General features: G+C 41.6%; 20 protein-coding genes. 12 read left to right on the top strand and 8 right to left on the bottom strand.

The window, feature by feature from the left end; translation table 11 throughout:
* Window position 1 precedes the first annotated feature (1 nt).
* The 4 genes from trkA to AC0VYA_RS00085 all read left to right on the top strand — a co-directional run bounded on the left by trkA (window position 2) and on the right by AC0VYA_RS00085 (window position 3424).
* Window positions 2-1381: a Trk system potassium transporter TrkA gene (gene trkA, locus AC0VYA_RS00100; RefSeq protein ID WP_006994880.1), complete on the top strand. Its 1380-nt coding sequence runs from the start codon at window positions 2-4 to the stop codon at window positions 1379-1381.
* A 104-nt stretch (window positions 1382-1485) separates the two neighbouring features.
* Entirely contained in the window at window positions 1486-2022 is a 537-nt protein-coding gene (locus tag AC0VYA_RS00095; protein WP_006994881.1) for a DUF2780 domain-containing protein, read from the top strand.
* A 255-nt stretch (window positions 2023-2277) separates the two neighbouring features.
* Window positions 2278-2637, top strand: coding sequence for a hypothetical protein (locus AC0VYA_RS00090; protein ID WP_011572968.1), 360 nt, complete (start codon window positions 2278-2280; stop codon window positions 2635-2637).
* A gap of 40 nt (window positions 2638-2677) precedes the next feature.
* Complete coding sequence (locus AC0VYA_RS00085) at window positions 2678-3424, top strand: complement resistance protein TraT (RefSeq protein WP_006994883.1); 747 nt, start codon at window positions 2678-2680, stop codon at window positions 3422-3424.
* Window positions 3425-3663: 239 nt separating this feature from the next.
* Here AC0VYA_RS00085 and AC0VYA_RS00080 read toward each other — a convergent pair whose 3' ends face one another.
* Complete coding sequence (locus tag AC0VYA_RS00080) at window positions 3664-5115, bottom strand: TrkH family potassium uptake protein (RefSeq protein ID WP_011572967.1); 1452 nt, start codon at window positions 5113-5115, stop codon at window positions 3664-3666.
* Between the two features lie 809 nt (window positions 5116-5924).
* Between AC0VYA_RS00080 and polA the strand changes: the two genes are divergently transcribed.
* Window positions 5925-8711: a DNA polymerase I gene (gene polA / locus AC0VYA_RS00075; RefSeq protein ID WP_475489675.1), complete on the top strand. Its 2787-nt coding sequence runs from the start codon at window positions 5925-5927 to the stop codon at window positions 8709-8711.
* Window positions 8712-9058: 347 nt separating this feature from the next.
* On the opposite strand, the gene yihA is transcribed toward polA, so the two are convergent.
* Window positions 9059-9679, bottom strand: a complete 621-nt coding sequence (gene yihA / locus AC0VYA_RS00070) for a ribosome biogenesis GTP-binding protein YihA/YsxC (protein ID WP_011572965.1) — start codon at window positions 9677-9679, stop codon at window positions 9059-9061.
* A 208-nt stretch (window positions 9680-9887) separates the two neighbouring features.
* Here yihA and AC0VYA_RS00065 point away from each other — a divergent pair, with 208 nt between their 5' ends.
* From AC0VYA_RS00065 to AC0VYA_RS00055, 3 genes are all read left to right on the top strand, one after another.
* Window positions 9888-10511, top strand: a complete 624-nt coding sequence (locus tag AC0VYA_RS00065; protein ID WP_475489674.1) for a c-type cytochrome — start codon at window positions 9888-9890, stop codon at window positions 10509-10511.
* Between the two features lie 478 nt (window positions 10512-10989).
* Entirely contained in the window at window positions 10990-11517 is a 528-nt protein-coding gene (gene yihI / locus AC0VYA_RS00060; RefSeq protein ID WP_475489673.1) for a Der GTPase-activating protein YihI, read from the top strand.
* Window positions 11518-11525: 8 nt separating this feature from the next.
* Complete coding sequence (locus tag AC0VYA_RS00055; protein WP_475489672.1) at window positions 11526-11975, top strand: DUF2489 domain-containing protein; 450 nt, start codon at window positions 11526-11528, stop codon at window positions 11973-11975.
* Window positions 11976-11996: 21 nt separating this feature from the next.
* On the opposite strand, the gene AC0VYA_RS00050 is transcribed toward AC0VYA_RS00055, so the two are convergent.
* Entirely contained in the window at window positions 11997-12569 is a 573-nt protein-coding gene (locus tag AC0VYA_RS00050) for a DNA-3-methyladenine glycosylase I (RefSeq protein ID WP_475489671.1), read from the bottom strand.
* Between the two features lie 115 nt (window positions 12570-12684).
* Here AC0VYA_RS00050 and glyQ point away from each other — a divergent pair, with 115 nt between their 5' ends.
* The 4 genes from glyQ to AC0VYA_RS00030 all read left to right on the top strand — a co-directional run bounded on the left by glyQ (window position 12685) and on the right by AC0VYA_RS00030 (window position 17830).
* Window positions 12685-13590 carry a glycine--tRNA ligase subunit alpha gene (gene glyQ / locus AC0VYA_RS00045; protein ID WP_008305116.1) on the top strand — a complete coding sequence of 302 codons (906 nt, stop codon included), beginning with the start codon at window positions 12685-12687 and terminating at the stop codon, window positions 13588-13590.
* Between the two features lie 3 nt (window positions 13591-13593).
* Complete coding sequence (gene glyS / locus AC0VYA_RS00040; protein ID WP_475489670.1) at window positions 13594-15672, top strand: glycine--tRNA ligase subunit beta; 2079 nt, start codon at window positions 13594-13596, stop codon at window positions 15670-15672.
* Window positions 15673-15708: 36 nt separating this feature from the next.
* On the top strand, window positions 15709-16149 hold the full coding sequence (locus AC0VYA_RS00035; RefSeq protein ID WP_011572959.1) for an early set domain-containing protein: 441 nt from the start codon (window positions 15709-15711) through the stop codon (window positions 16147-16149).
* A 73-nt stretch (window positions 16150-16222) separates the two neighbouring features.
* Window positions 16223-17830, top strand: coding sequence for a diguanylate cyclase domain-containing protein (locus AC0VYA_RS00030; RefSeq protein WP_473477205.1), 1608 nt, complete (start codon window positions 16223-16225; stop codon window positions 17828-17830).
* 114 nt (window positions 17831-17944) lie between these two features.
* Here the strand turns inward: AC0VYA_RS00030 and AC0VYA_RS00025 are convergent, their stop codons facing one another.
* The 5 genes from AC0VYA_RS00025 to dnaA all read right to left on the bottom strand — a co-directional run bounded on the left by AC0VYA_RS00025 (window position 17945) and on the right by dnaA (window position 24845).
* Window positions 17945-18643, bottom strand: a complete 699-nt coding sequence (locus AC0VYA_RS00025) for an aspartate/glutamate racemase family protein (RefSeq protein ID WP_475489669.1) — start codon at window positions 18641-18643, stop codon at window positions 17945-17947.
* A gap of 114 nt (window positions 18644-18757) precedes the next feature.
* Complete coding sequence (gene gyrB / locus AC0VYA_RS00020) at window positions 18758-21178, bottom strand: DNA topoisomerase (ATP-hydrolyzing) subunit B (RefSeq protein WP_011572956.1); 2421 nt, start codon at window positions 21176-21178, stop codon at window positions 18758-18760.
* 4 nt (window positions 21179-21182) lie between these two features.
* A complete protein-coding gene (gene recF, locus AC0VYA_RS00015) occupies window positions 21183-22274 on the bottom strand; it encodes a DNA replication/repair protein RecF (protein WP_475489668.1) in 1092 nt (363 codons plus the stop codon).
* A 22-nt stretch (window positions 22275-22296) separates the two neighbouring features.
* Window positions 22297-23400 (bottom strand): DNA polymerase III subunit beta, encoded by a 1104-nt coding sequence (gene dnaN, locus AC0VYA_RS00010; RefSeq protein ID WP_011572954.1) that lies wholly within the window; start codon window positions 23398-23400, stop codon window positions 22297-22299.
* Window positions 23401-23420: 20 nt separating this feature from the next.
* Complete coding sequence (gene dnaA, locus AC0VYA_RS00005) at window positions 23421-24845, bottom strand: chromosomal replication initiator protein DnaA (protein ID WP_011572953.1); 1425 nt, start codon at window positions 24843-24845, stop codon at window positions 23421-23423.

The following is a 24845-nucleotide window of genomic DNA, read 5'->3' as shown; positions in this document are numbered from 1 at the left end:
AATGAAAATAATAATTATTGGTGCGGGCCAGGTCGGCGCAACCCTCGCTGAAAACCTCGTGGGTGAAATGAACGAAATCACTGTTATAGATTCTCATCAAGACACCCTTAGACAGTTGCAAGACCGATTAGATTTACGTGTTATTAATGGCGTTGGCTCGCACCCTGATGTGTTAAAAAAGGCCGGTGCTGAAGATGCTGATATGCTCATCGCTGTTACGAGCAGCGATGAAAGCAACATGATGGCCTGTCAGGTAGCTTATAGTTTATTTAAAACCCCTACCAAAATCGCCCGTGTTCGTTCAGAGCAATACATTATTTATCAAGAGCAACTCTTTAAGCATCAGGATGTCCCTGTAGATCACTTAATTGCTCCCGAGCAATTAGTTACTAAGGCGATTAAACGTTTAATTGACTATCCCGGTGCGTTGCAAGTAGTTGAGTTCGCTGACGGCAAAGCCAGCCTAGTGGCGGTAAAAGCCTATTACGGGGGCCTACTAGTTGGCCATGCCCTGTCAACGTTAAAGCAGCACATGCCGAACGTGGAGACTCGTGTAGCTGCAATATATCGACGTGGCCGCCCTATCCGCCCACTTGGCACGACGGTGATAGAAGCAGACGACGAGGTTTTCTTCATCGCAGCGACTAAGCATATTCGTGCTGTCATGAGTGAACTACAAAAATTAGAGTCTAGTTATAAACGCATTATGATTGCTGGCGGCGGTCTGATTGGCGCTGGTTTGGCTAAATTGCTGGAACATAATCACAACGTAAAGTTAATCGAATACAGTCAAGAACGGGCTAAATACCTATCTGCTCACTTAGACAAAACCATCGTATTTTGCGGTGATGCCTCTGATCATGAATTGCTCACTGAGGAAAACGTTGAACAAGTAGATGCCTTTATCGCTGTGACTAATGACGATGAAGCAAATATCATGTCTGCCATGCTCGCTAAACGCTTAGGTGCACAGAAGGCCATGGTATTAATTCAGCGCAGTGCTTATGTAGATTTAGTGCAAGGAGGGGAAATAGACATCGCTTTCTCGCCTCAACAAGCCACCATCTCAGCTCTACTGACCCATATACGCCGCGGGGATATTGTCAATGTTTACTCACTTAGACGTGGTGCCGCGGAAGCAATTGAAGCGATAGCGCATGGCGATCAAAACACGTCTAAAGTTGTGGGGCGTGAAATTCGCGACATCAAATTACCGCCAGGCACGACAATTGGCGCCATAGTCAGAGCTGACGAAGTAATTATTGCCCACAGTAATACGAAAATTGAAGCTAACGATCACGTGATCTTATTTTTGGTCGACAAAAAATTTATTAGCCATGTTGAGAAACTGTTTCAACCCAGTGCTTTCTTCTTTGGGTAAGCAAGCATATAAACTTAACTCCCTTAGCCTAAAGACTAGATTGGCGAATGGACCGAAGTAACCTAAAATCCGGCTCACCACTTTGGTTAATTAAAGGAATGATAATGAAAAAACTAAGTATCGTACTTACAGTCGCAGCACTCAGTATTCAGCCACAGGCACACGCAGAAGGCTGGTTAGATTCAATTAAAAGCATGCTAGGTATGGAAACACAGCAAGAAGCTGCCACGCCTTCTATCTCTGGCATGGTCTCCTCTGTAACTGATTCTCTTGGCGTTACACAAACTCAAGCCTCTGGCGGTTTAGGCGCAATATTTAATTATGCCAAAGAAAATATCTCTTCAGATCAATACGGCCAACTGACCGATGCTCTACCTGGTGTAAGCGGTTTATTGGAATCAGTACCTGATATTAGCAATATGACGAGTGAAGGCGGTTTAGGAGGCATTTTAGATAAAGCTGCAAGCTATAATGAATCACTAAAAGCTATTAATGATGTGAAAAAGCAATTTGAAGCATTGGGCTTGAAACCTGAAATGATTACGCAATTTGTTAGCAAAGCTCAGGCTTACTTGGATACCCCAGAAGGCCAGCAAGCTAAGCAATTGCTGACTCAAGGTTTAGGTAAATTACTCGGTTAAGTCCTAAAGTGAATATGCCAACGCTTATATGGCAGACAAAATGAATAATTAAAAAGCCACTTCGTGGCTTTTTTCATTTCAGATAGCTTCGTTTAGATTCAAAAATTTACCGTTAATCAAGACTTTCAGCGAAAAAGCTAAAAATTCACATAAATGCACTTTGCATTACGTGAGTTTAGCGTTAAGGTTTTTAGACGCTGCTCAGGAAGAGGTCGTGTCAGCTCGATTGCCATGATGAATTTATGGAGGAATATTATGCTAAATATCAATTCATCTCTTAGAAAATCCCCCACATTACCGCAAGTGCTTTTAAGCCTTTGCTGTATGTTGCTATCGCTTTTTACTTTCGCACAGGAAGAAACAGAAGAAGAAGCGCTAGCAAGAATGCAAGCACAACTCAATGGTGAGGTAATGTCACGCCCATTTTTGGCTGAACGCCCAAAAGAAGTAGATAACTATATTGAGAGTATGCTTAAAAAGAACGTTAAGCCACCAGAATACCAAGGCACTTATTGGCGCCGAGGATATACATGCCGTGACTTGTTACGTTACAACTGGACGCAGTACCGAAACTGTCGTTACTACCATAGGTATCATGGTCGGTATTACTACTAAAACCACAATTTAATCAATAACATAAGTAAAGGTAATTACTATGAAAAATTATGTTCGTTCCGCCAAAATCGCATTCGTCGGACTCGCTATTTTAGCTTTAACAAGTTGCGCTGCGGTTCACACATCAATAGCCAAAAAGGACTTAGATGTTCAAACTAAACTCAGCACTTCAATCTTTGTTGATGCCGTTCCACCTGAAAAACGCAAAGTGTATTTAGAAGTACGCTCTGCCGTGATGGAATTTGACCGAAATGCATTTAGACAAGCGCTCAACGAACAAATTTCTGGTAGCGGTAATGGCTACTCTTTTGTGGATAGCCCAGATAAGGCCCAGTACACAATGAGTGTTTTTGTGCGCAACCTTGAGAAAGCATCACCTAGCGCCGCTGAAAACTATCTTTCTAGTGGTTTTCAAGGTGTAGCAGCTGGTTCAGCTATTGGCTACGCAACCGGGGGGAGCTACCGAGGTGCTGCAGCAGCGGGCCTAATTGGTGGTTTAGCATCAACGGCAGCAAACGCATTCGTTAAAGACGTTACCTATTTACTTGTTGCTGATATTCAAATTCGTGAGCGCGCTAAGAAAGGAGTCATCGTACGTCGTGACTCTAAGGTCAACAGCAAAATCTCTGATGACGGCGCTACAACGCAAACCTATTCTGAAGCGACAAATCAAAAAGAATATCGTACACGTGTTGTGACCACCGCTAATAAAGCGAATCTTGAACTAGAAGAAGCACAGCCTCTTATGTTCGAAAAAACGGCTTACGCTATGGCATCTTTCTTCTAAATTAAAACGAAATATGGCAGCGTGAAGCTGCCCTTTTTAGCATTCAACGGCTACTCGACTTAACGGCGAGTAGCTTTTTTTATGCATGGGGTGCAAGTAAGCGCTTTATTTCCCATTCCAATACTGAGAACGTAGTACAAAACACGCTAGGGCTTTGCCTTCGGACCAATTTTAAAAGGACTGACTCTGTGTAGCTAAAACTTGAAAGTGCACCGGTGAATTATCTATTGGAGTAAAGATTAACTGCGCCAAAAAGTTGGCGAGAACAGTACAAGAAGCGAAAATACCTCTAACCGCCCAAATAGCATGGCTAAAATAAGTAGCCATTTTCCTGTATCAGACACATCAGCAAATGAACCGGACACAGTACCTAAACCAGGGCCTAAGTTATTCAAGGTTGCAGCGGTCGCAGTAAAAGCGGATACATCATCCATCCCAGTAGCAATAAGACAGACCATAATGATAACGAAAATCATCGCATATGCAGAAAAGAATCCCCATACCGCTTCTACTACCCTATCAGGCAAGGCTCGATCTCCTAGTTTTACGGTATAAACGGCCTTAGGATGAATCAAGCGGTCAACCTCTCGTTTACCTTGTAAGAAAAGTAGCAATACGCGTACGACCTTTAGGCCGCCTCCAGTTGAACCTGCACACCCACCTATGAAGCTTGAAAAAATTAACATAATTGGTAAAAAAGCCGGCCAATGTGAAAAGTCGGTAGTGGCGAAACCTGCGGTAGTACTGAATGAGACAGATTGAATTAATGCTTGGTCAAAGGCGATCCCTGCACCATCAAACCAACTGAATTTCATTAGTACGAAAAAATACACAGCGACCAGTACAAACTGAATTAAAAAGAACGCACGTAGCTCAGGATCATAAAAATAACCCATTAAGGTTCTGCCACTGGCAGCAGCATAATGCAGGGCGAAATTTAGCGCTGCTATCCACAGAAATATAACGCAGACGATGTTAATCCAAGGACTATCAAAATAACCAATACTTGCGTCATAATTTGAGAAGCCACCTATCGCCACGGTTGAAAATGCATGACAAAGGGCGTCAAACCAATTCATACCAGCAAACCAATAGGCCACACCACAACAAATCGTTAACGTTAGATAGATGTACCACAAGTGCTTGGCAGTATCTGCGATGCGAGGTGTCATTTTTGAATCTTTCACTGGCCCGGGCGTTTCAGCTCGGTACAGCTGCATCCCACCGACGCCAAGAATAGGAAGAATAGCAACTGCCAGTACGATGATCCCCATCCCACCTAACCATTGGAGTTGTTGTCTGTAAAACTGCACCGCTTTAGGTAAATAGTCGATCCCTTGGATCACCGTCGCCCCAGTCGTCGTTAGACCTGAAAACGCCTCAAAGAACGCGTCTGAAACCGACATTTCAGGTTGTTCCAGTAGAAGCAACGGTAACGCACCGAAACTTGCTAGAACGGTCCAAAAAAGTACAACTATTAAAAATCCTTCCTTAGCGCGCAAATCTCTGCGATGAAGCCGGTTTGGATACCAAAACATCAGCCCTGTGCCTAAGCACAGCAGAAAGGCAAGGAAAAACGGAAGTCCACTGCCATCTTTAAAGTACAATGAAATGATGGCAGGTGGGATCATAGTCACACTAAACAACGCAACAAGTAGGCCTAAGATCCGAATTATCGTTCGGTATTGCATCGCTTAACTTTTACCAACTAAAATACGCACGCCAGTGCGCTTAAAAAATACCAGCATTAGTAGTCTTTCTTAATCTTTTTATTTACCAAGGGATATGAGGTGATTGTCCGCCCCAATAAATTCAAAAGCAATACACAAAGCCGAATAATAGTACAAACTGCCTTTTATGAGCATTAGCAAAGACTTAGGCAACACAGGTATTTCTGAACTGATATGGAGAATACAGGGCAACTACTTATTCTATGTATTGACTTAAACACTCCTCAATAAGATTAGGGCTCTACAAGTCCGCAGCAGGAAAACCAACAATTTAGTAACAAATTTTCCCAGTCCACATAAACAAAGAGACCGAAATAACTTTGTTGTAGGTTATCAGCTAAGTGTACGGACCATAATGTTAATAAATTGTAATCAAACAAACCGCTATCCCTTACTATTCCTGCCTTATACTTATCGACATCAAAACTGTATTATTTTCAGACAAAAATAGTTTAACATTTAACCTTTCCTCTCCATTAAATTACGTGTAAAGTCTTCATCCCCTTTGGATAGCACCGAATATTTATTAATAATGTTATCCACATCGGTAAATTCTCTTAAGTAGTTACATTTTGCCTGAAGTAATTAATTTCACCCCAATAAATTCAAGGGCTGTGGATCGTTAACTTGATCCCTAACGATCCGTTTACTCTTCATCGAAAAATTTATTCAACAGAGTTATCCACAAATTGATCGGATCTCTGCATGGATGAATAGTGCTGTGTGTGGCATCCTTTACGCGTTTACTTAATTCCTGAGAAAAATACCATATGAGCAATACTGATCCTGCTACTACGCCCGTCATTCCCAATAACCCGTTTATATTAGTCGACGGATCATCTTATTTATTTCGTGCTTTTCACGGCATGCCCCCTTTGACTAATTCTAAAGGTCAAGATACCGGCGCGATCTACGGCGTGATTAATATGTTGCGTAGCTTGATCAAGCAGTTTAGCCCTACGCATATGGCAGTTGTATTTGATGCTAAAGGTAAAACATTTAGGGATGATATTTATAAGGAATATAAGGCTAATCGTCCCTCCATGCCTGAAGAACTGCGCAGCCAAATTGAACCTTTGCATAAGATCATTAGGGCGATGGGCCTACCTATTATTGTGGAGTCAGGTGTTGAAGCTGATGACGTGATCGGCACATTAGCTGATCAAGCCAGCAAACTGGGGATCCCTACGCTTATTAGTACGGGTGATAAAGACATGGCGCAGTTGGTTAATGAGCACGTAACCCTGATTAATACGATGAACAATCATGTGATGGATCCACAAGGCGTGGTCGAGAAATTTGGCATTCCTCCAGAATTAGTCATCGATTTTCTCGCTCTAAAAGGCGACAAAGTAGACAATATTCCTGGCGTACCAGGTGTAGGCGATAAAAGTGCATTGGGCCTACTCCAAGGTATTGGCAGCATCAACGACATATACGAAAACCTTGATAAAATTGCCTCGTTAGATTTTCGTGGGGCTAAGAAAATGGCAGACAAGATGCGCGAATATGAAGAGCAAGCGCGCTTGTCTTATACATTGGCGACAATCAAGTTAGATGTGGAAATGGATTGTAACCCCACGAGCCTATCACCCGTCGCGGCTGACTATAGTGTATTGAAGGAGCTATTCGCAGAACTTGAATTTAAACGTTGGCTTAAAGATGCAACTGATGCTTTGAATAATGGAGCTGAAACAGAACAAGCAATGTCAGCCAGTGACGAGCAATCCACTAAATCAGAGGTTCAAGTCACTTACCAAACAATACTCACGCAAGACGCACTTGAAAAATGGTTCGCTAAGTTACAACAGGCTGACCTATTTGCTTTTGATACAGAAACCACAAGTTTGAATTATATGCAGGCTGAGTTGGTCGGTATGTCATTTTGTATTGAAGAGGGCGACGCGGCTTACCTTCCTTTAGCACATGATTATGTAGATGCCCCACAGCAGCTAGATCGCAGTGCAGTTTTAGCTTTGTTCAAACCTTTACTAGAAGACAAAAGCAAAGCCAAAGTTGGACAACATTTAAAATACGACAAAAATGTACTCGCGAACTATGACATTAATCTGCAAGGTATTGCTTACGACACCATGCTTGAGTCATATGTGCTAAACAGTGTCGCAACACGCCATGATATGGACAGCTTAGCGCAATACTACTTAGGTTTATCAACAGTTCATTTTGAGGATATTGCCGGCAAAGGGGCGAAACAGCTGACCTTTAATCAGATTCCATTAGATCAGGCTGCGCATTATGCAGCCGAAGATGCCGATATCACCTTGAGATTGCACAACCATATTTGGCAAAAGCTACATCAAACGCCCGAGCTAGCGTCGGTCCTGACCGAAATAGAAGTACCTTTAGCGACCGTGCTGGCTAAAATGGAGCAGTTTGGCGTATTAATTGATAGTCAAAAACTCAGTCAACAAAGTCAAGATCTTGCTACAAGGATCATGCAGCTAGAGCGCGAAGTTTACGAATTAGCAGGTGAAGAGTTCAACTTGGGTTCAACGAAGCAATTGCAAGAAATTCTGTTTAATAAACTAAGTCTTCCGGTGTTGAAGAAAACGCCTAAAGGCGCCCCCTCTACTTCTGAGGAAGTTTTACAGGAGTTAGCACTTACATACCCGCTACCTAAATTATTAATGGAATTTAGAGTGTTAAGTAAGTTGAAGAACACCTATACAGATAAGCTTCCTAAGATGATAAACCCGCGTAGTGGCCGTGTGCATACTTCATATCATCAAGCCATCACTGCTACGGGGCGCCTGTCTTCTACCGAACCCAATTTGCAGAATATTCCAATTAGAACGGAACAAGGACGCAGAGTAAGGCAAGCGTTTATTGCTCGTCCTGGGTACAAAATAGTTGCTGCAGATTACTCCCAAATAGAACTTAGAATTATGGCGCACCTTTCCCAAGATGAAGGGTTATTGAAGGCCTTTTCTCAAGGTAAAGATATACATACTGCCACAGCGGCAGAAGTGTTTAACGTTTCGCTAACGGAAGTGACCACAGAACAGAGACGCAACGCCAAGGCTATTAATTTTGGGTTGATTTACGGAATGTCAGCTTTCGGTCTGTCGAAGCAACTCAATGTATCTCGCCATGATGCCCAACATTATATGGATCTTTACTTTGAACGTTATCCTGGCGTGCTTAAGTACATGGAAGACTCCCGTATTGTCGCGAAAGAAAATGGTTATGTGTCTACTGTATTTGGTCGTCGCCTCTACCTACCTGATATTAATGCGAGTAATGGGTTGCGCCGCAAAGGCGCAGAAAGAGCCGCGATTAACGCCCCAATGCAAGGCACAGCTGCCGACATTATTAAAAAAGCTATGTTGAAAGTGGATGCCTGGATTGACACGTTACCAAGCGATCAAACGCGTATGATAATGCAAGTTCACGATGAGCTTATTTTTGAAATAAAAGAACAAAACGTAGAAAATGATAAAAATACTATCGTTGACCTTATGGAAAAAGCAGTTTCATTAGACGTACCGCTTATTGTCGAAGCAGGAGTTGGCGAAAATTGGGACCAAGCTCACTAGTCAGCACTCCAGAAACACAAAAAATAAGCGCTTTATGTAATTTAATTACATAAAGCGGTTGGCATTTTAATGAACTTTGCTAATATCTGTGATGTAGGGTACAGAGGTATGTATTTTCAGACCTTTGCTTCGACCCCAGCAATTTGCTGGGGTTTTTTTATGGGCGCATGAAAATCCGCCTCATGTACAGCGCAAACATCTCTGAAAATCTGACTATTTTCACTCCGCTAAGATAAAACTGAATTAAATCGTAAAACATTGAACTTATGTCAACAATTGCGCTCTTATTATCGTGTGTGTTCTAGATGTGAAAAACCTTGTCAATTGACAAGGTTTTTTTTTGGTCTTTATTCTTGCTCTAGCTCTTCATCTTGAGCATATCCAAACCACTTATCTAGCACTCGTTCACAGTTATCTAAGCCTAATCCGTTTAATGACGAAAACAGATGGATCGTCACATCACCACAAAAAGCAAGAGAGGCTTCTCTCGCCATCAGCAGCTGTGCTTTACGCTTACCTGATTTGAGTTTATCCGCTTTAGTAAGTAAACCTAACACTGGCAAATCTGCTGCGACAGCCCATTGAATCAACTCTTGGTCTAAATCTTTGAAAGGGTGACGAATGTCCATTAATACAACAAGTCCTTTTAGGCTTTCGCGTTTTTGTAGGTATTCCCCTAAAGATTTCTGCCACTTCAGTTTGATGGCCATTGGTACTTTTGCATAACCGTAACCCGGCAAATCAATTAAGCGTCGATCTTCGTCTAAATCGAAAACGTTAATTAATTGCGTGCGTCCCGGCGTTTTACTGGTGCGGGCTAAGCTCTTTTGCCGTGTCAAACGATTAAGCGCACTAGACTTACCCGCATTTGAACGTCCAGCAAAAGCGACTTCAATCCCTTGGTCTGCACTTAGGTGGCTAATATCTGGCGCGCTTAAATTAAACTTGGCTTGACTATAATGACTCACACTTGCTCCTAGTAATAAAACGATTTTTGATCATTACCTTTATTGATAAGCTCATTATATCAGGTAAATACGAATCGAAAGTGGTTGTTATGTCGTATAATATTGCGCTAATCCTGTGGAATATATTTTACTGACGCTGTAAATGTGTAAAATACGCAGTTACTATTCTGATAATGGTCAATTAATCAGCAGCTTAATGAGAAAGAATATGAAAATGATGGGTTTGTTAGTTAGCGTTTTTTTAGGTTTATCTGCTAGTGCAATGGCAGCCGGTGATGTTGAAGCAGGTAAAACGAAGTCTGCATCTTGTGGTGCTTGTCATGGTGCTGACGGAAACAGCATGATTGATATGAACCCCAAATTAGCCGGTCAACATGCTGGTTATCTTGTTAAACAGTTAAAAGAATTTAAACTTGCTTCACAAACAGGTGGTAAAGAAGGACGCAATAATGCCGTGATGAATGGCATGGCTGGTGTGCTGTCTGAGCAGGACATGTTAGATATTGCCGCTTATTTTGAAAGCCAAACACCTTCTGAAGGCGAAACGCCTGAAGATGCGATTGCCGCAGGCAGTAAACTTTATCGCGGTGGTGATTTAGATCGTGGTATTACTGCATGCACAGCGTGTCATGGTCCTAGAGGTAATGGTACCAGCTTATCAGGGTTCCCTGATATTAGTGGACAACACACAACGTACCTTAAAGCCCAATTAGAAGCTTTTAGATCAGGTCAACGTGCTAACTCACATAACGGCATGATGGAGGACATAGCGAAACGCTTAACCGACCAAGATATTGACGTGTTGTCTAAATATATTTCAGGCCTTTATTAGGTAATCAAAACGACCCTTCTGGGTCGTTTTTTTTGTATTGAAGACATAAAATACAAAAGTAATAACAGAATACTATGTAAATGAGTTGTAAAATATTGGTTATCATGTATTCTCTGTTCCCAGAAAAACAACATGGACTGCAAACGAACGTTTGCTCACGGAAGATAATTAGCAAGCAGTGCTAAAACTTAGTGCCTTTGGTGAAAAGGCAAGGACGATAATAATAAAGTGTCAGGAAGACCTAAAACTATATTCTGTTTTCGTTAAAATAAATAAAAAGTGAAAACATGAAGGACCACCATTCACTGTTCAGGAAGAACAAATGTCGGGATTCGTGTCGCAAGACACATCTATGATACGAAGGGCGATAGCTATGCTATCGCCCTTTTTCTTATCTAAATTTCGCTCCATCGATACCGAGCCATATTTAACCAGTCTAATTTAAGGTAAAATCCGCACAAATATTGTGGAGGTTAAAATGCCTAGAAAAAAGAAGTCACGCAAAATCGGTCAAATCGGTACCCCGTTAGCACCGAAAGCTAATCGTAAACCAGCGCCGGCAAGCCCAAAACGTAATAAAAAAACCTTAGGTAAGCCCTCTGGAACCCGTAACAACCCTGAGCAAACAAGCTCACAAAGCAAACCAAGCAAAGTGCAAAAAGACCCAAGGGTTGGCAGCAAGAAGCCGATACCCTTAATTGTTGATGACAAGCCTAAAGCCAAAATTACCAAACCTAAGTTCTTCTCACCTGCTCAAGAGTTAGAAAGCATTGAACAGAACGAACGTTTCGGTATGCTGCTAGAAAAACTCGATTCTGATACGGCGTTAAGCCGCGAAGAGCGAGCATTTGTCAATAAATTAACGACTCGACATCAAGAGCTGTGTGATTTACTGGGCATATCCAATGATGATGACAGTACGGCCAATGCAGGCAACAGCGAAAACTCAACTGACGATGATCTTTATGATCAATTTGAATCTATTGATATAAACAAATTCAAGTAAGTTCTTATATGAGTTCTATCACTATTTTACTGATCCTTGTTGCCTTCGTTATTATTGCGTCATTAGCATTCTATGCTGGCAAGTTATTGTTTATGCTCAACAAGCAAAACAAAAAAATGGCTCGAACGAAACAACAACGAGTAGAGCGGCTTATGGAAAGTATCCATACCATTTCCATGGCTGTTGAGCAGCAACAATGCAATCTATCAGAGGGAAGCATTCGCTTATATCATTTGCATGAGAGCTTACCCATTGACGATAAACCAGATTACGAGACCCGCTACCCTGGTTTGTACGCGCTATATGTGAAAGTGAGTGACTTACCTACGCATGAAGCAAGAGATAAGCTTTCTGCGCTTGAACGTAAAACTCAGGATATTGCTCGCGAAGCATTAGAAAGGGAATTAGAAAGCCAGATCTTGGAAGACGTAACCAAGTTAAGAGCGTTTACACCTTAAACGCTCTTAACCGTTTTCTTTTTATCTCTTTTCATTAACTGGGTAACAAAAGCAGTCTTGGGTGTGGTCATTAACCAACCCAACGGCTTGCATAAATGCGTAACAAATAGTGCTTCCCACGAATGAAAAGCCGCGCTTTTTCAAGGCCTTGGCCATCGCATCAGATTCGTTAGAAGTATTAGGAACCTGACTTTTCTCAGCCCAAGCGTTTATGATCGGTTCGTTTGCGACAAAAGACCAAATGAATTCTGAAAAGTCAGTGCCTTCACGTTCTATTTCGAGAAACCCCTTAGCATTCTTAATAATTGAATTTATCTTAAGTCTGTTTCTAACGATCCCTTTATCTTGCATTAAGCGCTCAACATCATCTTCTGTCATTTCACTGATGCGTTGCGGGTCAAATTGATGAAAGGCTTGATAATAGTTTTGCTGTTTTTTTAGAATAGTTATCCAGCTTAAACCAGCTTGTTGGCCGTCTAGGCATAATTTAGCGAAAAGCTCATATTTGTTTCTTACTGGGCGACCCCAAACTTTGTCGTGATATTCTTGATATATGGGATCCTGTGAAACCCATGCACAGCGTATATGTTGCATTTTTCGGCCTTTAAACGCTCAATAGCGTATTAATATGGTTATTTAACCTACATTCATCGATGCGCAGCAGGTATACTATCCGGCGTTTTTTCGGATTATTTTGTGGCAGCAATTAATGAATAAGTTTGATAGTAAAACCTTCCAAGGACTGATCTTATCACTCCAAGACTACTGGGCAAGACAAGGGTGCGTAATAATTCAACCTCTCGATATGGAAGTTGGCGCAGGTACTTTCCATCCCATGACATTTTTACGCTCTATTGGTCCTGAACCAATTAGCAGTGCTTATGTTCAACCATGTCGTCGACCCACAGATGGCCGATATGGTGAGAACCCAAACAGATTACAACATTACTACCAATTTCAGGTCATGTTGAAACCATCACCCAGTAATATTCAAGAACTCTATTTGGGCTCATTAAAAGAGCTAGGCTTCGATCCGTTAGTGCATGATATTCGCTTTGTGGAAGATAATTGGGAATCCCCCACCCTGGGTGCTTGGGGTCTTGGCTGGGAAGTTTGGCTAAATGGTATGGAAGTCACTCAATTTACTTATTTCCAACAGGTTGGAGGGATTGAATGTTCGCCTGTTACTGGCGAAATCACCTACGGTTTAGAGCGTCTTGCTATGTACATTCAAGGTGTAGACAGTATTTATGATCTCGTTTGGACTGACGGCCCTATGGGCAAAGTCACCTATGGTGATGTTTTCCATCAAAACGAAGTTGAACAGTCTACTTATAATTTTGAGTATGCTGACGTAGATGCGTTGTTCGGTATGTTTGATCACTGCGAAAAAGAAAGTCAGAAGATGATTGAAGCTGGATTACCTCTACCTGCATACGAGCAGGTGATGAAAGCATCTCACGCGTTTAACCTGTTAGATGCCCGCCACGCCATCTCAGTAACAGAGCGTCAACGTTACATACTGCGTGTTCGTACGCTCTCAAAAGCCTGTGCAGAGGCTTATTATCAAGCACGAGAAAAGCTTGGATTTCCAATGTGTAAGAAGGAGGCTTAATTCATGCGTTACGAAAATCTATTGGTTGAAATTGGTACCGAAGAATTACCACCTAAAGCACTGGGTAAATTGGCTCAGGCCTTCGCTGATAACTTCCAAGGCGCGCTGGACACAGCTGAACTCAAGTATACCTCGATTAAATGGTTTGCCTCCCCTCGCCGCTTAGCTGTCAATGTCATTGGACTGGCTGAGCAACAAGAAGACAAGTTGATCGAAAAGAAAGGTCCTGCCGTGTCAGTGGCATTCGATGAATCAGGCCTGGCAACGAAAGCCGCTCAAGGTTGGGCTCGTTCTAATGGCATTACCGTCGAGCAAGCGGAACGGTTAACTACCGACAAAGGCGAGTGGCTTTTGTTCAAAGGCGAAGCAAAAGGCGAGCAAGTCTCTTCGTTGTTGCCAGCCATGATTGATGGAGCCCTTAAAAAACTGCCAATCCCTAAAGCGATGCGCTGGGGAAGCAGTTCCATTCAGTTTATTCGCCCTGTTCATACCGTTACTATGCTCTTTGGGGCGGATGTTATTGAAGGCAATATTTTAGGTATTGATTCAGACCGTGTTATTAATGGTCATCGCTTTCATGGCGAAAAGCAATTTAGTCTATCTCACGCCGATGACTACCTTGCACAGCTTGAAGCGCACTACGTATTAGCCGATTTTTCAGCTCGTAAAGATAAAATACGTCACCAAGTTAATGCGGCAGCACAAAAAGAAGATGCTGTTGCTGATATGAATGAAGACCTGCTGGACGAAGTTACAGCGCTGGTTGAATGGCCCGTCGCATTGACCGCGAGTTTCGACGATTCCTTCTTAGAAGTTCCAAAAGAAGCCCTTATCTATACGATGAAGGATGATCAAAAGTACTTCCCGCTTATCGACCAAAACGGCCAGCTAAAGTCTCGATTCGTGTTTGTGACAAACATTGAAAGCAAAGATCCAATGCAGATTATTAGTGGCAACGAGAAAGTGATTCGACCTCGTTTGGCTGATGCGGAGTTCTTCTTTAATACCGATAAAAAGACCACGCTTGAATCACGTCTAGAAAGCCTGAAGACAGTGTTGTTTCAGAAACAGTTAGGGACTTTATACGAAAAGTCACAACGCATATCTGAGCTCGCAGGCATCATCGCGAACATGCTTAGTAGTGACGTCTCTCAGGCCTCACGCGCCGGTTTACTATCAAAAACAGATCTTATGACCAATATGGTCATGGAGTTCCCTGATGTTCAGGGTGTGATGGGTATGCATTACGCTAAACATGATGGCGAGCACGATAAAGTCGCATTGGCACTGAATGAACAATACATGCCTCGCTTCGCTGGTGACCAATTGCCCACGTCGAACATCAGTTGTGCAGTAGCAATAGCAGATAAAATTGATACGCTGGTAGGTATATTTGGTATTGGCCAGGTCCCTAAAGGCGATAAAGACCCTTTCGCGCTCAGACGTGCGGCCATTGGTGTTTTGCGAATTAGCGTAGAAATGAAACTACCACTGGACCTCACTGCCTTAGTGCAAGCATCAATAAACTCGTTCGGCACTAAGTTAACTCATGTTGAAGACTTAGAGTCTCAAGTAATTGATTTTATCTTGGGGCGCTTCAGAGCTTGGTACCAAGATCAACATATTGATATCGATGTGATTCAAGCTGTAGCGGCTCGCCGCCCTACTAAACCTGCTGATTTCGCGGCACGGATAGAAGCAGTATCTGCTTTTAAGAGTCTCGACTCCGGGTTAGCACTTGCTTCCGCGAATAAACGGGTAGCAAACATTCTCGCTAAGAACAATGTGACTGATACCAATAGTATCAATTCGAGTTTGTTTGAAAGTGAGCATGAAACAGCATTAGCTGACGCAATGAGTGACATAGAAGAAACAGTCAATGCTTTCGTTGTGGATGCTAATTACCAAGGGGTATTTACAGAATTAGCCACACTACACAACAAAGTGGATGCGTTTTTCGATAATGTAATGGTCATGGCAGAAGATGAGAACGTAAGAAACAATCGCCTCGCCTTATTGTCAAAGTTGAGAACGCTGTTCTTACTCGTTGCCGATATTTCCATTTTGAATCAACAACAGTAAGGTAGTAGGATAAATTATGGTTTCAGGTACTCATCTATGAGCAAACTCAAGCAGCTATACAGCCTGATGGCGATTTGCCTACTATCTGGTTGTGCCAGCTATACAGTAGAACCCTACAAAGATGTTCAGCAACTCCCTGAATTGTATTTGAGAGGGGTGTTTACTTGGTGGGAAGCCGATCCGCAATATATACTTAAAAAACAAGGTGGTAGCACTTATGCTACCACTATTGAGCTTATAGCTGATGGCCAGCCCTATGACTTTAAATTCGCAGATAAGGATTGGACGCCAGGCTCCAGCTGCGGTTACAAAAGCCAGTATCGAGATCAAAATATTTCATTAGGTGAAGCAGTCAATGCAGATTGTAATACCACGGACGAAAATTTTAAGTTTGTTCCGAAGGAAACTGGGCGCTATGAGTTTTCAATAGACTTTACAAATATAGATAAACCCATCGTAATGGTATCTAAGTTATAGACTGACCTTTTGATAGAATTTTCCTTATTTTTCAACATTTTATATTGATTGTAATAAATGGTGGTTCTGTAAATTGATAAATATTAGCGGCAAAATTTATATTAAAGTAGCGCTTTCCATCGCTATTGGCGCTATAGGTACGTCGTTAATTACATCGGTGCTACTTTATTTTAGCGCTGTTAGCAGCGAACAAAGCAAAGCTGAGGCCCTTATCGAGCAAATAGGGGCCACTATCCGTAGCACCGCATCTATCGCTTTGTATGTTCAAGACGAAGAGCTTGGGCAAGAGATAGTGCAAGGCTTAGTTATCAATGACTTGATAGCTGGTGCACAACTAACAGATTCCCTTAGTCTAAAGGTAAGCTTCGGTGACCTAGCCGATACCGACGGTTTAATTCACACCAACGTTCAGCATCCTTTTATTCCAGAGCAATCCATTGGGCAGTTGCTAATTCACCCAAACCGTCATTACATTCAAAGTATTGCAAGACAAAAAGCCACCAATGACGCTTTACTATTGCTACTTTATTCAGCTATCGTCGCACTCTTCGTTTCTATTTTAGTACATAAACTACTTACCCAACCTATTCAGAACCTTACCGCGAGTTTTCTTAAGATTGACCCGAGAAATACGCAAACGATGCGTACGTTGATCCATCACGATAACGATGAAATTGGACAATTAGTTCAAGGTATTAATGATCTAATGGGTGAATTGAAAGTCACTCTTGAAAACGAAACTGATTTACGTAAAAAAACTCAGGCGTTAGAAAGTAAATTTAGACTTATATTTGAACAAGCCAGTGCTGGTATTTGCTTAATTAACAGCAACAACTTAGTTACAGCTGCTAATCCTGCGTTCTATCACATTCAACCCAACACTTCGGAAAGTACCCCTTTCATTGATCTTTTCGAAAACTCAAACCAATTAGAAAGTTTACTAATTAGAATGCGTAATGAAGAATCGGTAAATCACTTATCAATCGACCTTAAATGTAAGTCTCACAATGGCGCTGTGAATAAATGGGTTCATTGTCTGTTTTCACGGATCACTAGTCAGCGAGTTCAACAGCGCGATATTGATTCTAGTAATCATGGACCTATTATTGAAGTCATCATGTATGACGTTACCTCTCGGGCTGAGAAAGAGCTCAAAACCCGTTTTGAAGCTGATCATGACGCGTTAACTCACCTTAAGAATCGCCGCGCAGGTGAATTTGAAATCGATAATCTACTGCAAACCGTTAATTTACTTGATTTAAGTTTGGTCATTTTTATGATTGATTTAGACAAATTTAAGCCTGTTAACGACATCTATGGTCATGACGCCGGCGACAGGGTTTTAATTGAAGTGAGTAAACGTTTACAGTCGGTTTTTAATGGCAAAAACGAACTTTGTAGCCGCTGGGGTGGCGATGAGTTTGTAGCAGCTTACGTGGTAAACAGTGTCAATGTTGAAGAAATAAGGGCGTTAGCCCAATCGACACTGAGTAGTCTAAGTCACCCTATTGAAATTTCTGATGAAATAAGTTGTGAAATTGGTGGCAGTATTGGTGTTGTTATCGCTCCACAACATGCCAATAACATTAAAGAGTTACTCGCCTGTGCTGATATGACTATGTATAAAGTCAAAGAAAATGGCCGCGGTCATTTTAAGATCTATGATCCCAGTTGGAAATAAACTCGTTTTGATCATTTTTGTAAGATAAATATTTATTGTACGTACGCCACAAGCTCTCTATATCTTCCTTTAATATTTTTCATTTAACGAATGATTTTACACTTCTTGATATAACTACTCCTTCGTCAGCGCTAAATCGACTGCTGCTAATGCGTGAATTTTAGTTGTGTCATATAGCGCAACATGTGTATGCGACTGATTTACCAACATCGGTATTTCAGTACATCCCAAAACAACACCTTCGCATCCTTTCGCGTAGAGTTTATCAATAATTCTTAAATAGCCTTGTCTCGACTTATCATTGATAACGCCTTTACATAATTCATCATAAATTACGTTATGAATAAATGCTCTATCGTCATCATCAGGAACAATCACATCAATGCCAAATTTAGTTGCTAAGCGTGATTTATAGAAATCTTGTTCCATTGTGAATGCTGTGCCTAATAAACCCACTCGCTTAAGCCTATCTGTTTTAAGCACCTGACCCGTAGCATCAGCAATATGTAAAATTGGAAGGCTTGTCGCAGCAGCAATCTCAGGCTCTACTTTGTGCATGGTATTGGTACAAATAATAATAAAGTCGGCTCCAGCGTGTTCCAGACTCAACGCGTCTGCACTAAGAATATCGGCCAAATTGCACCACTCAGCGGCTGTCTGTAATAGTTCTATGTCGTTGAAGTCTACGCTATTTAACACTATCCTCGCGCTATGTAGGCCGCCTAGGCGACGATTTAATTCTCGATTGATTAACTCATAATATTGAGCTGTTGATTCCCAACTCATTCCCCCTAACATGCCAATTTTCTTCATAAGATTTATCCCTCGCTTTATTGAACCACTGCAGCCTATATTATTTTGAGTATAAAAAAACCCGCAAGTGGTAGCGGGCTTTTTATCGATATATCACTTTATGAAAGAGTAAACCTATACATCTAGGTTCGCTACTCTTAGTGCATTTTCTTCAATGAACGCTCTTCTTGGCTCTACGTGGTCGCCCATAAGCGTTGTAAACAGTTGGTCAGCAGCTATCGCATCTTCCACTTTCACTTGAAGCATACGGCGAGATGCGGGATCCATAGTCGTTTCCCAAAGCTGGCCGGGGTTCATCTCACCCAATCCTTTGTAGCGTTGAATATACTGACCTTTCTTAGATTCTGCCATCAGCCAGTCTAAGCCTTCGGCAAATGATGAAATTGCTTTTACTTTATCATTTCGCTTAACATAACCACCTTCTTCAATCAGCCCATTAATAGACTCATTCAATTCGCGAAGACGTGTATATTCAATTGATTCAATAAACTCTTGATCTATTTTATACTCAGTATCGATTCCGTGTAGACGAATAATCAACGCAATATAGTAGTTCTTACGCTCGTTGTTCAGTCTAACTTCGTAACGATACGTAGCACCATCAACTTCATTTCTTGTTAAGCTTTCAGTATAGCTCTTGGCAACAACTTCCAAGCTTGCTTCGTCTTGTAAGTCTTGCAACGTAATTATTTTGCTATAAATAAGACTGGTTAGAATCACCTCAGGCATAACGCGACTAACGCGTTTTATCATCTTCATACCGTTTTGATATTGGCTAACAAGCTTCTCTAAAGACGCACCGCTCAAGCCAGGTGCTTCTTCGTTGACGTGAATTGAAGCATTGTCTAAAGCAATAGCTGTTAAATATTTAGTGAGTGAATCATCATCTTTCAGGTACTGTTCCTGTTTGCCTTTCTTTGTTTTATACAAAGGAGGCTGCGCGATGTAAATATAGCCACGTTCAATAATTTCTGGCATTTGACGATAAAAGAAGGTCAATAACAATGTACGAATATGTGAACCATCAACATCAGCATCGGTCATGATTATAATGCGATGATAGCGCAGCTTCTCTGGGTCATATTCGTCACGCCCAATACCGCAGCCCAATGCAGTGATAAGCGTTGCCACTTCTTGAGACGATAACATTTTGTCAAAACGTGCTTTTTCGACGTTAAGGATTTTACCTTTAAGAGGTAAGATTGCTTGGTTCTTTCTGTTTCTGCCCTGCTTGGCTGAACCGCCAGCAGAGTCCCCTTCCACTATATATAATTCAGATAGTGATGGGTCTTTCTCTTGGCAATCTGCTAACTTCCCTGGCAAACCAGCGAGGTCCAGCGCACCTTTTCTGCGTGTCATATCACGTGCTTTTCGCGCCGCTTCTCTGGCGCGTGCTGCATCGATAATCTTACCGATAATAATTTTGCTCGCAGATGGGTTTTCTAATAGGAATTCATTTAGCTTTTCGCCCATCACCGTTTCAACGGCGGGACGCACTTCAGACGATACTAGTTTATCTTTCGTTTGTGACGAGAATTTTGGATCAGGTACTTTAACTGAAACGACCGCAGTTAATCCTTCTCTAGCATCATCACCGCTAGCGCTGGTTTTGTTCTTCTTGTTATGCCCTTCCTTCTCCATGAAGGTATTAAGTGTTCTTGTTAGCGCACCACGGAACCCAGCTAAGTGACTCCCACCATCGCGCTGAGGAATATTATTAGTGAAACAAAATACATTTTCTTGGAATGAATCATTCCATTGCAGCGCAACTTCTACTGAAATACCATCATCACGTTGGCTATTAAAATGGAATACTTGTTGGTGAACAGGCGTTTTGTTTTGATTCAAATATTCTACGAATGCTCGAATACCACCTTCATACATGAAGTGATCTTTCTTACCATCACGTTCATCTTCTAATATGATGCTAACACCTGAATTTAGGAAGGATAATTCACGTAGACGTTTAGCCAAAATATCGTAGTGAAACTCTATCCCCGTAAATGTCTCTTCGCTTGGCCAAAATCTTATACTTGTGCCGGTAGTATCGGACTCACCAATAACTTCTAGAGGCTTTTGAGGTACACCATGTTGATACTCTTGCTCGTGTACTTCACCAGCGCGGCGTATCATTATTTGAAGCTTACGGGATAGTGCGTTTACGACTGATACACCAACACCGTGTAGTCCACCTGAAACCTTATAGGAGTTATCATCAAATTTACCTCCGGCATGAAGAACGGTCATAATAACTTCGGCTGCGGAAACGCCCTCTTCTTCATGAATTTCAGTTGGTATGCCGCGTCCATCATCTTTAACTGACACGGAACCATCAGTATGAATTTTCACATTGATGTTAGTACAGTGACCGGCAAGTGCTTCATCAATAGAGTTATCTACAACCTCAAATACCATGTGATGTAAGCCTGTACCATCGTCAGTATCACCGATATACATACCAGGACGTTTACGTACGGCATCCAGTCCTTTTAATACTTTAATACTCGACGAATCGTACTTATTCTCTTCTGCCATTTGATTAACTCTCCTCTCTCACCTGGCCATGTTCCACGTGAAACATTTTTTTATTTTGGTATTTATCTATAAATTCTAGTTGATGCTCTTCTATCGCCGTAACGAAAAGTTGAGTATTTGATTCAAGAAGTTTATCAATAAACACTTCTCGTTTTGCTGCGTCTAATTCCGCACCAACATCATCTAATAAGAAAATACAGGTCTTTTGTGTGTAGGACATTAAACACTGTGTGGTCGCTAACTGTAAAGCGGCTACAAGCATCCTCAGTTGCCCTCGAGACAACACCTCATGTGCAGGTTTGCCACTTATTTTAAATCTGACGTCAGCCTTATGTGGACCAACGCTAATGTAACCATTTTTATAATCACGGTCCGCCGACTTCGTTAAGGCTTCGTTTAATTCGAGACCTTTTTCCCATCCCCTATAATACGAGATTTCGACACAAAACTCAGGTAAAAATTGCGCAAGATTGGAAGTAATTAACGGGATAAGCCGCGTCATCATCGCGTTTCGAAACTCTGTTAGCTCCGAGCCATATTGTGCAAGTAAATCCGTCCAATATACTCTTTGCGGATTCGCATACCCTACTTGTTGTTTGCGACATAGTGCATTGTTATGTTTAAGCAATCTCGAGTAAGCATTTGAGCAAGTAAGGAAACTATGTTCCACGTGAAACAAACACCAATCTATGTATTTCCGCCGGAGTTTTGGGGCCCCTAATAAAATATCGGAACTTTGAGGAGTAAATATTTGAACGGGTAAAAGACTAGCTAAATCCGAAACCTTATTACCTTTTATGCCGTTAATACTGACGCTAACGGTGTCGTTGATGCTGCGAGATAAGCCTAATCGTTGAGTCGTACTATCTTCTAGACACTCGCAAAAAACAGTAAAAGATTCTTGCTCGTTTTGAATGACATTTTTATGTTTCGAGGTACGGAAGGAGCGGCCAAACCCAAGGTAGTGTATGGCCTCCAAAATTGAAGACTTACCACTACCATTGATTCCCAAGATGAAATTTACACCATGACTAGGTTTGAATGTAACATGCTGCAGATTTCGCAAATTGCGGATCTGGACTGAGTCCAGCTTCATAATAAATTCAACAAAAAGAGGACTACAGCCTCATTGGCATTATAACGTAAAGTGCAGAGTCATCGGACCCATCTTCAATTAATGCACTACTATTTGAATCCGCAAGGGTAAATTTCACTTCTTCAGCATTCAGTGCATTGAGCACATCAATTAGGTAGGCAACATTGAACCCTATCTCTAGATCACCACCTTGATAATCTACATCTACAATCTCTACGGCTTCTTCTTGTTCTGGATTATTAGCAGTAATTTTTACTTCACCAGATGATAAATTTAAGCGCACACCTTTGAACTTTTCATTTGAAAGGATCGATGCACGAGAAAAAGCATTTTTAAGGCCAAGCTTACTAGCAATGATATTCTTGTCACCGTCTTTTGGTAAAACTCGGCGATAATCTGGAAAACGTCCATCAACCAATTTGCTGGTAAAAATAAAGTCATTAGAAAAAATACGTATATGGTTTGAACCCACCTGTACCTTTAATGATTTGTCGCTGTCTTCAATAAGCCTAGTAATCTCCATAACCCCTTTACGAGGGATAATTACCTGACGATTAGGCAATGTAGCATCAGTGTAATTTAAGCGGCATAGAGCCAGCCTGTGGCCGTCTGTGGCAACTGTGCGAATAACATTGTCTTCAGTTTCCAAAGACATCCCATTAAGATAATAACGCACATCTTGTTGAGCCATTGAGAAATGAACACTGTCAATCAGGCGCTTAAGGTTTGCCTGAGAAATTTCAAATTCAAGTTCCCCTTGCCAATCCTCAAGATTCGGATAATCGTTCGCAGAGAGAGTAGATAAACTATATTTGCTACGACCACATCGCAGGATAGCTTTGTTGCCATCTACATGAAAACTAATCTCGCTACCTTCAGTCAAACCACGAATGATATCTAACAGTTTCTTGGCCGGTACTGTGATTTCACCTTCTTCAAAATCACCCGTCAAAGTCACATTTGAAATTAGTTCAACTTCCAAATCGGTGCCTGTTAGCCACAAAGCACTATCGCTTACTTTGATCAATACATTGGATAGAATAGGTAATGTGTGTCTGCGTTCTACAGCGCCAGAAACTAATTGGAGCGGTTGTAGAAAATTTTCCCTGCTTATACTGAATTTCATCTAAATTCTCGTAACTTTTTTTATGAAGATAAGGTGCGAATTAAATTTTGATAGTCTTCTTTTATATCATGACTCTCTTCTCTAAGCTGCACAATTTTCCTACATGCATGCAACACAGTTGTGTGGTCCCTACCGCCAAAAGCATCGCCTATTTCTGGCAAGCTGTGGTTGGTTAACTCTTTCGACAAAGCCATGGCCATTTGCCTTGGCCGAGCCACACTTCTACTTCTGCGCTTAGATAAAATATCCGCCATCTTGATTTTGTAATACTCAGCCACCGTTTTTTGAATATTATCTATCGTGACGAGTTTTTCTTGTAACGCTAACAAATCACGTAACGCTTCACGAACAAAATCAATAGTGATAGGTCGGCCGGTAAAATTAGCATTAGCGATGACTCGGTTAAGCGCCCCTTCAAGCTCTCTCACATTAGATCGAAGTCGTTTAGCAATAAAGAAAGCCACCTCATCTGGCAACACAATTTTATTCTCTAACGCCTTACGCATTAAAATGGCAACCCGAGTTTCCAATTCTGGGGGTTCAATAGCAATTGTAAGTCCCCACCCGAACCGAGATTTAAGCCTGTCCTCTACCCCATCAATTTCTTTAGGGTAACGGTCAGAAGTCAGGATGATTTGCTGATTACCCTCTAACAAAGCATTGAAGGTATGAAAAAACTCTTCTTGTGACCGCTCTTTATTAGCAAAGAATTGAATATCATCGATCAGTAATGCGTCAACCGAACGATAATAACGTTTGAACTCTTCAATCGCGTTGTTCTGCAACGCTTTAACCATATCTTGAACAAATCGCTCGGAGTGCATATAAACGACAGTTGCGTCTTTTTTGTTATCGATAATCCCATTACCGACGGCGTGTAATAAATGTGTTTTACCTAAACCGGTGCCACCATAAATAAATAATGGATTGTATGCCTTGCCTGGATTATCAGAAACTTGCTTAGAAGCGGCTCTTGCTAACTGGTTTGATTTACCTTCTACGAAGTTATCAAACTTGTAATTAAAATTGATATTGCTTTTATGAGACGCCGCAATTTTAACGTTAGGCGGGCTATTATCTGCCTGGACGTTAACGTTACTTCGAGCGGCTTGATGCTTTTGTAAAGATTTAATGCTGTTTTCTACTGCTGAGGATTGATGAATGGCAGGAGCAGGATTTTGCGAATAACTTTGTTGTACGCTGGCAGCAGATTTTACCTCTATTCTAAGTTGAGGTACTGCATCATTGGCACAAAACTCAGCGAATAATGCTTCAATTTGAGCTATGTATTTATCACGTACCCAATCTAAAACGAATCGATTAGGGGCAAAAAGAGTCACTGCAGCAGCCTCTTCATTCGCTACCAAAGGTCTTATCCACATACTAAATTGCTGAGTCGGCAAATCTTGCTGAAGCCTTTCAAGACAACGATTCCATAAAGACAT

This window comes from Paraglaciecola sp. QJM3NY_14 (assembly GCF_056173245.1).
Note: the sequence above shows the minus strand (reverse complement) of the source record. Positions and strands in the feature narration are given on the sequence as shown.